The 12,888-nt window shown below is 69.1% G+C and carries 15 protein-coding genes; all 15 read left to right on the top strand.

Translation table 11 applies throughout. The features are described from left to right. The first annotated feature begins 19 nt into the window (after positions 1-19). The 15 genes from ACWDUA_RS10500 to ACWDUA_RS10430 all read left to right on the top strand — a co-directional run bounded on the left by ACWDUA_RS10500 (position 20) and on the right by ACWDUA_RS10430 (position 12,715). Entirely contained in the window at positions 20-358 is a 339-nt protein-coding gene (locus ACWDUA_RS10500) for a P-II family nitrogen regulator (protein ID WP_005176661.1), read from the top strand. 9 nt (positions 359-367) lie between these two features. Further along, the gene (locus ACWDUA_RS10495) at positions 368-2,968 is read left to right on the top strand and encodes a [protein-PII] uridylyltransferase (RefSeq protein WP_449750963.1); all 2,601 of its coding nucleotides are present in this window, start codon (positions 368-370) and stop codon (positions 2,966-2,968) included. 103 nt (positions 2,969-3,071) lie between these two features. Continuing rightward, the gene (gene ffh / locus ACWDUA_RS10490) at positions 3,072-4,655 is read left to right on the top strand and encodes a signal recognition particle protein (protein ID WP_449750962.1); all 1,584 of its coding nucleotides are present in this window, start codon (positions 3,072-3,074) and stop codon (positions 4,653-4,655) included. A gap of 2 nt (positions 4,656-4,657) precedes the next feature. Next, the gene (locus ACWDUA_RS10485) at positions 4,658-5,749 is read left to right on the top strand and encodes an amidohydrolase family protein (protein WP_449750961.1); all 1,092 of its coding nucleotides are present in this window, start codon (positions 4,658-4,660) and stop codon (positions 5,747-5,749) included. Positions 5,750-6,353: 604 nt separating this feature from the next. After that, positions 6,354-6,809: a 30S ribosomal protein S16 gene (rpsP, locus tag ACWDUA_RS10480; protein ID WP_449750960.1), complete on the top strand. Its 456-nt coding sequence runs from the start codon at positions 6,354-6,356 to the stop codon at positions 6,807-6,809. Further along, positions 6,806-7,048, top strand: coding sequence for an RNA-binding protein (locus ACWDUA_RS10475; protein WP_020793386.1), 243 nt, complete (start codon positions 6,806-6,808; stop codon positions 7,046-7,048). The genes rpsP and ACWDUA_RS10475 overlap by 4 nt, the downstream gene beginning before the upstream one ends. A 9-nt stretch (positions 7,049-7,057) precedes the next feature. Beyond that, a complete protein-coding gene (rimM, locus tag ACWDUA_RS10470) occupies positions 7,058-7,597 on the top strand; it encodes a ribosome maturation factor RimM (RefSeq protein WP_449750959.1) in 540 nt (179 codons plus the stop codon). A 3-nt stretch (positions 7,598-7,600) separates the two neighbouring features. Continuing rightward, positions 7,601-8,302, top strand: a complete 702-nt coding sequence (gene trmD, locus ACWDUA_RS10465) for a tRNA (guanosine(37)-N1)-methyltransferase TrmD (RefSeq protein WP_449750958.1) — start codon at positions 7,601-7,603, stop codon at positions 8,300-8,302. An 83-nt stretch (positions 8,303-8,385) separates the two neighbouring features. Further along, a complete protein-coding gene (locus ACWDUA_RS10460) occupies positions 8,386-8,724 on the top strand; it encodes a YbaB/EbfC family nucleoid-associated protein (protein ID WP_449750957.1) in 339 nt (112 codons plus the stop codon). Then, on the top strand, positions 8,724-9,071 hold the full coding sequence (locus ACWDUA_RS10455) for a hypothetical protein (protein ID WP_449750956.1): 348 nt from the start codon (positions 8,724-8,726) through the stop codon (positions 9,069-9,071). Before ACWDUA_RS10460 ends, ACWDUA_RS10455 begins: the two co-directional genes overlap by 1 nt. Beyond that, entirely contained in the window at positions 9,068-10,189 is a 1,122-nt protein-coding gene (locus tag ACWDUA_RS10450; RefSeq protein ID WP_449750955.1) for a hypothetical protein, read from the top strand. The genes ACWDUA_RS10455 and ACWDUA_RS10450 overlap by 4 nt, the downstream gene beginning before the upstream one ends. Before the next feature lie 171 nt (positions 10,190-10,360). Then, complete coding sequence (rplS, locus tag ACWDUA_RS10445) at positions 10,361-10,702, top strand: 50S ribosomal protein L19 (protein ID WP_449750954.1); 342 nt, start codon at positions 10,361-10,363, stop codon at positions 10,700-10,702. A gap of 18 nt (positions 10,703-10,720) precedes the next feature. Continuing rightward, positions 10,721-11,599, top strand: a complete 879-nt coding sequence (gene lepB / locus ACWDUA_RS10440; protein WP_449750953.1) for a signal peptidase I — start codon at positions 10,721-10,723, stop codon at positions 11,597-11,599. A gap of 88 nt (positions 11,600-11,687) precedes the next feature. Beyond that, complete coding sequence (locus ACWDUA_RS10435; RefSeq protein ID WP_449750952.1) at positions 11,688-12,407, top strand: ribonuclease HII; 720 nt, start codon at positions 11,688-11,690, stop codon at positions 12,405-12,407. Further along, entirely contained in the window at positions 12,404-12,715 is a 312-nt protein-coding gene (locus ACWDUA_RS10430) for a DUF2469 domain-containing protein (RefSeq protein WP_059035094.1), read from the top strand. The genes ACWDUA_RS10435 and ACWDUA_RS10430 overlap by 4 nt, the downstream gene beginning before the upstream one ends. Positions 12,716-12,888: the final 173 nt, after the last annotated feature.

Raw genomic sequence — 12,888 nt, 5'->3', positions numbered from 1 at the left:
CCGTGGAGAGGGATAACTCATGAAGCTGATCACCGCAATCGTGAAGCCGTTCACACTGGAGGACGTCAAGGCCGGGCTGGAACAGGCCGGAATCCTGGGCATGACCGTCAGTGAGGTGCAGGGTTACGGTCGCCAGAAGGGCCACACCGAGGTCTACCGTGGCGCGGAGTACTCGGTGGACTTCGTCCCCAAGGTCCGTGTCGAGGTCGTCGTGGACGACGCGGCGGTGGACAAGGTCGTCGACGTCATCGTCGAGGCCGCCCGCACCGGCAAGATCGGTGATGGCAAGGTCTGGGTCTCACCGGTCGAATCCGTGGTTCGCGTTCGCACTGGTGAGCGCGGCGCCGACGCACTCTGACGAGGGCCGATGCCCTTCGTGAGCACAGGACACGGCCCCGCCCCCGACGACGAGTCGGGCGCGGGGCCGCGTTCTTCCCAGCCCAACATCTCCGTTGCCGCAACCGATCTCGCCAAGACACGTCGACAACTGACCGATGCCGCCGGCCCCAACCGTCTGGACGCGGCCGGTCTGCGTCAGGTCCTGGTGGATCTGCACGAGTTCTGGTTGACCAGCAAGGGTGCCGAACTCGGGATCAAGCCCGGCAGCGGGATGGCCATCGTCGCGGTCGGGGGACTCGGCCGCGGAGAACTGCTCCCACACTCGGACCTGGATCTGATCCTCCTGCACGAGGACCTGCCCCCGGAACGGGTGTCGGAGGTGGCCGACGGACTCTGGTACCCGTTGTGGGACGCCAACATCCCGCTCGATCACAGTGTCCGTACGGTGCCGCAGGCGTTGCAGGTGGCCGGTGACGACGTCACCGCGGCACTCGGTCTGCTCGAGGCGCGGCACATCGCCGGTGACGAGGATCTCTCGTCCCTGTTGATCGGTGGTGTGCGTCAGCAGTGGCGCACCGACATCCGTAACCGGTTTCCTGCCGTGGTCGATCATGCGCGGGATCGGTGGCGCCGCAGCGGCGACATCGCCCACCGTGCCGAACCCGACCTGAAGAACGGGCGCGGCGGGTTGCGTGATGTGCAGTTGCTCGGTGCGCTGGCGATCGCCCAGCTGACCGACGGCATGGCCAATCTGCGTCCGGACAGCCCCAACGCCGGACCGCAGGTTGCCTACCAGCGATTGCTGGACATCCGTACCGAACTGCACCGGATCGCCGGTCGCGCACGCGAACAGGTCCGGGCCCAGGACGCCGACGAGATCGGTGCGGCTCTGGGTATCGGGGACCGGTTCGACCTCGCCCGCGTGATCAGTGACGCGGCACGCACGATCGGGTACTCCACCGACGTCGGGTTGCGCACGGCGGGCAACGCCCTACCGCGGCGCGGCCTGGCCAAGCTCCGGCGATCGCCCATCCGGCGTCCGCTCGACGAGGGCGTGGTGGAGCACAACGGTGAGATCGTGTTGGCGCGCAACGCCATCCCGAGCAAGGACCCGGGGCTGATCCTGCGTGTCGCGTCGTCGTCGGCGCGTACCGGACTCCCGATCAGTGCCTCCACGTTGTCCCGGCTGGCCGACTATGCGCCGGAACTGCGTGAGCCCTGGCCGTCGGAGGCCCTCAGCGACCTGCTGGTGCTGCTGGGTTCCGGGCAGCACATGGTGGCGCCGATCGAGGCACTCGACCGCACCGGACTGTGGGGCCGCCTGCTTCCGGAATGGGGTGCGGTCCGCGACCTTCCGCCGCGTGATGCCATCCACACCTGGACGGTCGACCGGCACCTGGTGGAGACCGCCGCCTACGCGGGGTCGATGACCACCCGGGTCTCGCGCCCGGATCTGCTGCTGCTCGGAGCCCTGATCCATGATCTGGGCAAGGGGCGGGGCGCCGACCACAGCATGGTCGGCGCCGAGTTGGCGGTCCAGGTGGGCAACCGGATCGGTCTGTGGCCGGAGGACGTGGCGATCCTGTCGGAGATGGTGCGCCATCACCTGTTGTTGCCGACCATCGCCACCCGGCGTGACCTCGACGACCCGGCCACGGCCGAGGAGGTGGTGGAGACCCTCCGGCACAAGCGGGTCCTGCTCGAACTGCTCGCGGCGCTGGCCGAGGCGGATTCGCGAGCCACCGGACCGGGCGTGTGGGGGGACTGGAAGGCCTCGCTGATCACCGATCTGGTGCGGCGGGCCACGCGTCTGCTCGACGGTGGTGAGCTCGTCGCACCCGAACCGCTGACCGACGAGATGATCCAGGTCGCCGAGTCCGGCGACTTCGCGGTGCGGCTCTCACCGGCCGACGGCATCCACACCTACTCGGTGATCATGGTGGCCCCGGATCGTCCGGGACTGCTGTCGAAGATGTCGGGTGTGCTGGCGCTCAACGGGTTGCGATCGCACTCGGCGAATGTGGCACACCATCGCGGCAGGGCGGTCAACCGCTTCGTCGTGGTCCCCGCATTCGGTGATCCGCCGGAGGCGGGGCTGCTGCGGCAGCAGTTGATCGCCGCGGTCGAGGGCAAGGTCAAGGTGCTCGAGCGACTCGACAAGCGGGAGAAGGACTCTCCGGTCCCGACCATCGGTACCGTCACGAGCTCGCCGGGCGCGTCCACCTCGGGCAAACAGCCCGACGACCCGGAGGCCGTGGCCGCCAACGCGGTTCCGGCCCTCTTCGCGGTGGCACCACCCAAGGTGCTGTGGACCGACGCGCCTGCGGCCGGCGAGGTGCTGATGGAGTTGCGCACCGACGACCGGCTGGGCCTGCTCAGCCGGGTCAGCGATGTGATGGAGAAGGCCGGTGCCCGGGTCCGTTGGGCCAGGGTCACCACGCTCGGCGGCACCGTCGTCGACACCTTCTGCCTGGTGCTGGCCGACGACACCCCGGTGGCCCGGGAGTCGTTGGCCGAGAAGATCGTCGCGGTGTGCCCGGTGCCGCGGCCACCCACCGACGACGAGGACGACGGCAACGGTCCGGCCAGCTTCGGCGGCACCGGCCGGTCCGGGGTGCCGATCAGCTGACCCGGACGCCGACGCCGCCGGTCGGCGATGTCGTCACCTCATCGAGGAGGACATCGTCCGGCCGGGCGGGCGTCGGGTCCGGCCGACATGCGAGGATGGGAGAATGTTCGATTCCCTCTCCGACCGGTTGACCGGTGCGCTCTCCGACCTGCGCGGCAAGGGCAGGCTCTCCGACGCCGACATCGACCGGACCTGTCGCGAGATCCGCCTGGCCCTGCTCGAGGCCGACGTCTCCCTGCCGGTGGTGCGGTCCTTCATCGCGCGGATCAAGGAACGTGCCAAGGGCGCCGAGGTCTCCGGTGCGCTGAACCCGGCGCAGCAGGTCGTCAAGATCGTCAACGACGAACTCATCGGCATCCTCGGTGGTGAGACCCGCCGGGTGACCTTCGCCAAGACCCCGCCGACGGTGATCATGCTCGCCGGCCTGCAGGGTGCGGGTAAGACGACTCTGGCCGGCAAGCTCGGCGCCTGGCTCAAGAAGCAGGGCCACACCCCGCTGCTGGTGGCCTGTGACCTCCAGCGCCCGGGTGCGGTCTCGCAGCTCCAGATCGTCGGCCAGCGCGCCGACGTCCCCGTCTACGCGCCGCATCCGGGTACCTCGGTCACCGGTGAAGGGGCGCCCACCGGAACCAACCCGCTCGGGGTGTCGGCAGCCGATCCGGTGGCCGTGGCCACCGCCGGTGTCGACGAAGCCCGCGCCAAGCACTACGACGTCGTCGTGATCGACACCGCGGGCCGCCTCGGCATCGACGCGGAACTGATGAAGCAGGCCGCCGACATCCGTGCGGCCACCACCCCGGACGAGGTCCTGTTCGTCGTCGACGCGATGATCGGTCAGGACGCGGTCACCACCGCCGAGGCCTTCGCCGAAGGCGTCGACTTCACCGGTGTGGTCCTCACCAAGCTCGACGGTGACGCCCGCGGTGGCGCGGCGCTGTCGGTCCGTGAGGTGACCGGCAGGCCCATCATGTTCGCCTCGTCGGGTGAGAAGCTCGAGGACTTCGACGTCTTCCACCCCGACCGCATGGCCAGCCGCATCCTCGGCATGGGCGACGTCCTCAGTCTGATCGAACAGGCCGAGCAGCACTGGGACGCGCAGCAGGCCGAAGAGGCCGCCGCCAAGATCAGCCAGGGCGAGCTGACCCTCGAGGACTTCCTCGAGCAGATGCTGATGATCCGGCGGATGGGGCCGATCGGCAACATCCTCGGCATGCTGCCCGGCGCAGGCCAGATGAAGGACGCGCTGTCGCAGGTCGACGACAAGCAACTCGATCGGGTGCAGGCGATCATCCGCGGCATGACCCCGGCCGAGCGCGAGAACCCGAAGATCATCAACGCCTCCCGCCGCCTGCGCATCGCCAACGGATCCGGTGTGACGGTCAGCGAGGTCAATCAGCTCGTCGACCGGTTCTTCGAGGCCCGCAAGATGATGGCGCAGATGTCCGGCCGGATGGGACTCGGCCCGGGCCGCAAGTCCAACCGCAAGAACAAGGGCAAGGGCCGCAAGGGCAAGGGAAAGGGACGTGGTCCGACACCGCCGAAGGTGCGGGGCGGATTCCCGGGCATGCCCGGTGGGATGCCCGCCGGATTCCCGGATCTGTCGGCGATGCCGCCGGGGCTCGACCAGTTGCCGCCCGGACTCGAGGGCATCGACGTCTCCCAGTTCCAGCAGCCCAAGAAGAAGTAGCCGTGGCAGACACGGGTGCGGACGCCACCGTGCGGCATTACCGTGGCCGGGACCCGCTGACCGACGAGGCCGTCGAGCTGTGGGTCACCGGCGAGGTGATCAGCCGTACCCCGGTCGCCGGGGCGGAGACCGTCGCCGACGGTGTCTGGATCCTGCCCGGGTTCGTCGACGCCCACAATCACGTCGGGATCGCCCCCGGCCTGGGGGTGACGATCGACCGGGCACGCGAGTTCGCCCGCGCCGACGTGCGTGCCGGCACCCTGCTGATCCGCGAGGTGGGGTCGCCCTTGGACACCCATCCGCTCGACGGCGACCCGACCTGTCCGCGGTTCATCCGCTCGGGCAAGCACATCGCGCGGCCGAAACGATATCTGCGTGACTACGGCGTGGACCTCGACGATCCCGACGAGCTGGGCGCCGAGGTGGCCCGCCAGGCCGCCGACGGCGACGGCTGGGTCAAGATCGTCGGCGACTGGATCGACCGCGAGGTGGGTGACCTCGCCCCGCTGTGGGATCGCGGACAGCTCGAGGCCGCGGTGGCCGCCGCCCATGCTGGGGGAGCGCGGATCACCGCCCACGTCTTCGGCACGGACGCCCTCGGCGACCTGATCGAGGCCGGAGTCGACTGCATCGAGCACGGCACCGGTCTCACCACCGACCACATCGATGCCCTTGTCGAGCGTTCGATCGCGTTGGTGCCCACCATGATCCAGGTGGAGAACTTTCCCGGGATCGCCGACGGCGCAGACCGGTTCCCGACCTACGCGGCCAACATGCGGTCACTGCATGCCCGTGCGGCGCAGACGTTCTCGGCGGCTCGCGAGGCCGGGGTGGCCATCTACGCGGGCACCGACGCGGGTGGCTTTGTCGAGCACGGACGCATCGTCGACGAGATCGACGCACTCACCGGCATCGGGATGTCCACCCGGGAGGCGATCGCCGCGGCGAGTACCGCGCCGCGGCAATGGCTCGACGCCGGCACCCTCGCCGACGGCGACCCCGCGGACTTCCTGGTGTTCGACACCGACCCGACCGTCGATCCCGGGGTGCTGCGGTACCCGTCGGAGATCGTCTGCTCCGGCCTGTCGATCTGAGAACCGGCGGTCCTGGACCTGTCGGTCGCGGACCTGTCGGTCCCGGACCCGGCGGCGCGCCTGCCGGTTTCGATCTCGCCGCCGCCTGGGGCGGGTGTGGCGCGTGAGCACAGTGCGCACACACGTCGATGTCCGCTCTGTCCGTTCCTGGCGAAATGCGAGCCGATCCCACGTGGTTTGTGAGCCACATCACCCAACGGGCGTTGGTCAGTTTTATTACTCTTCGGTAGGGTCTGACGTGCGTCGCATGATTCCCCGCCTGGAACGGGCGGGTGGGAGCGTGATCGCCGAGGCCGTGAGGGGGAGCGAACGGCCCGCATCCGCGACCAGATCATCGGGTCGAGCGCGCAGGCATGTGGTTACCTCTCGCGGGGTGGGTAACCACATGCCGCTCCCGCTTCGGGGCCTTCCCCGTCGCCCCTGCGGTCGCCGTGCGACGTCGCGATTTCGGTCTCCGGGGTCTCATCTGGCAGAATTGACTGCTGGTTCGTCGGAGCCGGTCACGTACCGACCGACGGTCACACCCGGATAGATCGCAAAACCGGGCCCGACACCTCCGTCGGGTCGTCCGAATTGCGCAGTGACCACTGAAAGTTGAGAAGACATGTCTGTCAAGATCAAGCTCACGCGGCTCGGCAAGATCCGCAACCCGCAGTACCGCATCGTCGTCGCCGACTCGCGCACCCGCCGCAACGGCCGGGTCATCGAGACCATCGGCAAGTACCACCCGAAGGAAGAGCCCTCGCTGATCGAGGTCGACTCCGAGCGTGCGCAGTACTGGCTGGGTGTCGGCGCGCAGCCGACCGAGCCGGTCGCCGCCATCCTGAAGATCACCGGTGACTGGCAGAAGTTCAAGGGCCTGCCGGGCGCCGAGGGCACCCTGAAGACCGCTGCCGAGAAGCCGTCCAAGCTGGACCTGTTCAACGCCGCGCTGGCCGCTGCCGACAGCGCGCCGGTCGCCGAGGCGATCACCCCGAAGAAGAAGGCCGCCAAGAAGGACGAGGCCGCCGAGGGTGACAAGGACGAGGCCGCCGCCGAGGGTGACAAGGCCCAGGCGTGAGTGCTGTCGTCGCCGACGCCGTCGAGCACCTGGTTCGCGGGATCGTCGCCAACCCCGACGACGTGCGTGTCGAGCTGATCACCGGTCGCCGTGGCCGCCTCGTCGAGGTCCACGTCAATCCGGAGGACCTCGGCAAGGTCATCGGCCGCAACGGCCGCACCGCCACCGCCCTGCGCACCCTCGTGGGTGGCATCGGTGGCCGCGGCATGCGCGTCGACATCGTCGACACCGACCGCTGACGACGCCACATGGAGCTCGTGGTGGGCCGTGTGGTGAAGTCCCACGGCATCCGCGGTGAGGTCGTCGTCGACGTCCGCACCGATGAACCGCAGCAGCGGTTCGCCACCGGAGCCACGCTGCGCGGCAGACTGCCGCGCGGCGGTGGCGAGCGAACCTTCACCGTGACAGCCGCCCGGGATCATGCCGGGCGGCTGTTGCTGTCGCTGAAGGAGATCGCCGACCGGTCGGCGGCCGACGCGCTGCGTGGCACTCTTTTCCTGGTGGATTCCACCGACGTCGACTCCGGTGACGACCCCGACGAGTTCTACGACCATGAACTCGAGGGCGTGCCGGTGACCCACGTCGACGGCACCCCGGTCGGCGTGCTGGAGTCGATCCTGCATCTGCCGGCCAACGATCTGCTGTCGGTGCGCACCCCCGACAACCGTGAGGTGCTCGTGCCGTTCGTGCGGGAGATCGTGCCGACCGTGACCCGCGACGGCATCGTCATCGATCCGCCCGTCGGACTGATCGACCCCGACGCCGCCGACGAGGCGGGGGAGCGCTGAGGCGTGCGCATCGACATCGTCTCCATCTTCCCCGAGTACCTCGAACCCATGCGGGTCGCGTTGCTGGGCAAGGCGATCGACCGCGGGATCCTCGAGTTCGGCGTCCACGACCTCCGCGACTGGACGCACGATGTGCATCGCAGCGTGGACGACTCGCCGTACGGCGGCGGACCCGGCATGGTGATGAAGCCCGAGGTGTGGGGCCCGTGCCTGGACGACGTGTGCCCCGACGAAGCCCTGCTGGTGGTGCCCACTCCGGCCGGTGTCCCGTTCCGGCAGGCCACCGCACACCGGTGGGCCGCCGAGAAACACCTCGTCTTCGCGTGTGGACGCTACGAGGGGATCGATCAGCGCGTGTTCGACGATGCCGCCCGGCGTGTGCGCGTCGAGGAGGTGTCGCTCGGTGATTTCGTCCTGATCGGTGGCGAGGTCGCGACCCTGGCCATGGTCGAGGCCGCCGTCCGACTGATTCCCGGTGTGCTCGGCAATCCCCGCTCGCACCAAGAGGATTCGTTCTCCGAGGGTCTGCTCGAGGGCCCCAGTTACACCCGCCCCGAGGTGTGGCGCGACCTCCCGGTCCCGCCGGTGCTGCTCAGCGGTGACCACGCCAGGGTCGCCGCGTGGCGACACGACCGGTCACTCGAGCGGACCCGGGCCCGTCGCCCCGACCTGCTGCCCGAACCGGAGTCCGACGCCCCCGCCTGACCTGTGGATCGTCTCCCGGTGGCGGTGCTGATCGCGGGCTACACTCGACCGACCTGCATTGCGGATCCGAGGGGGAGGCGCGCATGGTCACAGGCCGGGGGCCACACTGGGCGGCCGTCGTCGACGAGATCGCCCGACAACGAGCCGAACTGGACGACGCCCAACGCGTTCTCGCCGATCTCACCGCCCGCGCGGTCAGCGCCGACAAACTGATCTCGGTGACCGTCGACGCCCGCGGCAAGCTCACCGATCTCACCATCGAACCGGCGGCCCTGCGTCGTCATCGCGCGCCCGTCCTCGCCCAGCTCATCACCGACCTCGTCGACGACGCCGACGCCCGGCTGCGTGCGCGGCGTGCCCAGGTGCTCACCGCCCTGTCCGCGGTCGCGCCGGGCTACGACGTCCTCGTCGAGGAGCCCTGATGGGCTCGTCAGGGGGGATGGGTGCCGACCGGATGGGCATCGATCCCGATGCCGCGCTGCAGCTCGCCGAGGGCGTCGACGCCATCGCCGGCCGGCTGGCCGAAGTCGGTACCGCCCTCGAAGTTCTTCTCGCCGAGGTCGATTCGACCCTCGGCTCCGATCGCGGCGCCCAGGCGTTCCGGGCCGGCCTACGCCCGCTCGGCGACGCCGCGGCAGACGCGGTGCGGACTGCGGCCGAGTTGGCCACGCAACAGGCGAACCGCGTCGCGCAGGCGGTGATGGCGGTGGAGACCGCCGACACCGAGGCCGCGATCCGGATCGACACCGATGTCCAGGACGGCCGATGACGGCCCAGGGCGCCGCCGGCGACGCCGACCTCACCCGACACGTGGTAGGGGAGCACTGGCCGACCACCGACCCCGACGATCTGCGCCGCCTCGCCACGACCCTCGCCGGTCTGGCGGGGCGGGTCGACCGCCTCGCCGCCGACCTCGACCGGCTTCACCACCACCTGGCCGTCGGCGAGGGACGTCTGGTGCAGGAGATCGGGGCGTCGGCCCGGAGCCTGAACGCGGCCGGGCCCGGTGCGGCGAGTGCCGCGCTCACCGCGGCCGCGGGTGCGTTGTACCGCTACGCCGACGTCGTCACCACCGGCCGCGCCCGGATGGGCGTCGTCGCCGCGGTGTGGGCCAGGGATCAGGCCGTGGGTGAGGTGGCCGCCACGCTCGGCGACGACTCGCTGCGCGTGTTCGCGGCGAGCGCGGGCCGGTTCGCGATGACGGCTGCGGGAGACGACTACGCCGACGATGCGGCCACCGCTGCCGACCCCGACCACTCCGACCCTGACCCCGATCCCGGAGCGCAGACACCGTCGGGGCACACGTCACCGGCGCCCGCCGCGACCGCCGGGATGCTGCCGCTCGGTGGTCTGGGTGCGCTCGGTGGTCTGGGTGCGCTCGGGGCCGCTGGGGTGTTCGGTGCCCACACGGCCCAGGGGGCGGACCCGGTCGGTATGAGTGGTGGACCGTCGCGAACGGAGACCGCCGACGACCCCGACACCTCGCTCACCCGCGCCGAGGTGGAGTGGCTGGCCCGGCGGGCCCGACAGGTACACGCAGGCCTGTCCGGCCGGGTCGCGATGTGGATCGATGTCGCCGTCGGGTTGGGAACCGACACCGACGGACGCCGCACGGTCGTCGTCGGGACCAGCGATCCCACGCCCTATCTGCGGCCCGGACTGACGGTGATGGCCGGCGAGGACCTCGCCGCGGACGGTCGGGCACCGGAGGTCGCGATCGTCGATCATCTGCGGTCGGTGGGTGCCGTGCCGCTCGTCGTCGCCTCGCCGAATCCGCCTCGGGCATCGGCACGATCGGCGCTGGCCGCGGCCGAGGTGATGTCGGTGTGTCCGGTGGCCGGTGGCCGGTGGCGATTTCGTCGTGCAGGGGTCGGTCTGGCACAATAGTCGGGTTGCCTGGTGAGCCGGCGTGAACGCATGCCATCTCACCCAGGATGACGCCATGACTCGGAGCATGAACCGGTCGAACCCCAGATGTGGTGGTCAGGAGTTTCTGACCGGCATCGCCGGGCCGCCAGGTTCCTCTGTTCACGCCAAGCCAGAATAGGACCACGACATATGAACACCCTGGACTCTCTCGACAAGCAGTCGCTGCGCGACGACATCCCCGCCTTCGGCCCCGGCGACACCCTTGACGTCCACGTCAAGGTCATCGAGGGTTCCAAGGAGCGCGTTCAGGTCTTCAAGGGCGTCGTGATCCGTCGCCAGGGCGGTGGCGTCCGCGAGACCTTCACCGTCCGCAAGGTGTCCTTCGGCGTCGGCGTCGAGCGCACCTTCCCGGTGCACAGCCCCAACCTGGCCAAGGTCGACGTGCTGACCCGCGGCGACGTCCGTCGCGCCAAGCTGTACTACCTGCGCGACCTGCGCGGCAAGGCCGCCAAGATCAAGGAAAAGCGCTGACGCGTCTACTCTGACGACGTGGCTGACACCAACCGGTCAGGCGACGACCGCAGAGACGATCACCGTTCCGACGACGAGGTCGGCTCCGCCGAGGAGCCGACCTCGCGTCCGTGGCGGACCAAAGACGACAAGCCCAAGGGCGGCCGGGGTTCATTGCTGCGCGAGACGATCATCATCGTCGCGTGCGTGCTGTTGATCAGCTGGATCCTGCAGACCTTCATCGGGCGCCAATACGTCATCCCCTCCGAGTCGATGGAACCGACGCTGATCGGATGTGACGGCTGCACCAACGACCGCATCGTCGTGGACAAGCTGAGCTACCGCTTCGGCGATCCCACACCCGGTGATGTCGTGGTGTTCAAGGTGCCCGATTCGTGGGGCGGCCCATGGGTCTCGCCGCGATCGAGCAACACCGTCGTACACGGTCTGCAGGACGCCATGTCCTGGTTCGGGTTCGCGCCGCCGGACGAGAACGACTACGTCAAACGGATCGTGGCCGTCGGCGGTCAGACCATCGAGTGCGACAACAACGAGAACGTCGGCGTGACGGTCGATGGCAAGCCATTGCACGAGCCGTATGTCGACATGGCGTTGCAGCGGCAGAACCTGGCGGAGAACCTCATCGCCGACGCCGACGCGGTGAACGCCGAAGGTCAGCTGACGCCGTGCCTGGGCAAGAGCTTCGGGCCGATCAAGGTGCCCGAGGGACACGCCTTCATGATGGGTGACAACCGCACCCGCTCGTCGGACTCGCGGTACCACATCGTCACCGACAGCAACGGCGTGATCACCGACGACGGCACCGTGCCGATCGACAACATCCGTGGCAAGACCCGATTCGTCATCTACCCCTTCTCCCGGATGGGTGGTGTCGCCGCGATCAATCCCCAGCAATGACAGGGATGATCGTGACGCAGAACGGGATTCGGCGCAGAATCGAGGTCTGGCAGGGGATCGGGAACCGGCAGAGGATGGGAGGCCGACCATGAGTCGCTGGCCACCACGCCTGCCGGTACGCCGGGCCGCCGGCCTACGCACCTACGAGTTCACCTTGCACCGCAGCGGTCTGGGGCCGGTGGCCGGCGTCGACGAGGCCGGCCGTGGCGCCTGTGCCGGACCGCTCGTCGTGGCCGCGTGCGTCCTGAAGCCGACACAACCGGCCTCGCTCGCCGAGCTCGACGACTCCAAGAAGCTCACCGAGGCGGCCCGCGAGAAGCTGTACCGGTCGGTGACCAGGTACGCCGAATCGTGGTCGGCGGTGGTGATCGGTGCCGACGAGATCGACCGGATCGGCATCCACGTCGCCAACATCGAGGGCATGCGACGCGCCGTCGCCGGCCTCGTCGTCACCCCCGGGTACGTACTGTCCGACGGATTCGCCGTGCCCGGACTCACCGTGCCCTCACTGCCGGTGATCGGCGGGGACGGTGCGGCCGCCTGCATCGCCGCGGCGAGCATCATCGCCAAGGTGACGCGGGACCGGATCATGGTCGCGATGGACGACGAGTTGCCGGGCTACGAGTTCGCCGTCCACAAGGGCTACAGCACGGCCCTGCACATGTCCCGCCTCGACGAGCACGGCCCGTCGGTGCAGCACCGCATGTCATACCGAAACGTGGCTGCCCGGGTCCGCCCCGGGCAGACCTCCACCCAGGGTGGCACCGCCACCAGCAGCAACAACACCCGCGATAGGCTTACAGGATGAGCGCTGAGGATCTCGAGAAGTACGAAACCGAGATGGAGTTGTCCCTGTATCGGGAGTACAAGGACATCGTCGGCCAATTCACATACGTGGTCGAGACAGAGCGCCGCTTCTACCTTGCCAACGCCGTGGAGATGATCCCTCGGAACTCCGACGGCGAGGTGTACTTCGAGCTGCGGATGAGTGACGCCTGGGTGTGGGACATGTACCGTCCCGCGCGCTTCGTGAAGCAGGTCCGGGTGCTGACGTTCAAAGACGTCAACATCGAGGAACTCGAGAAGCCGGAACTGCGACTCCCCGACGAACCCTGAAGGGGTTGATCCCTCGGGAGTGACCACCGATCGGGCGTCCGGCATCGTGCCGGGCGCCCGAATTCGTTGGCGGGGTGCGGATTCGGTGGTTGAGCCGAGGGTGAGCTGTGGGCTGTCGGGCGGCTGTTCGGTGGTTGAGCCGAGGGTGAGCTGTGGGCTGTCGGGCGGCTGTT

Source organism: Gordonia sp. NPDC003376, from assembly GCF_053589235.1.
The sequence above is the reverse complement of the archived record's forward strand: the minus strand, read 5'-3'. Positions and strand labels throughout refer to the sequence as shown.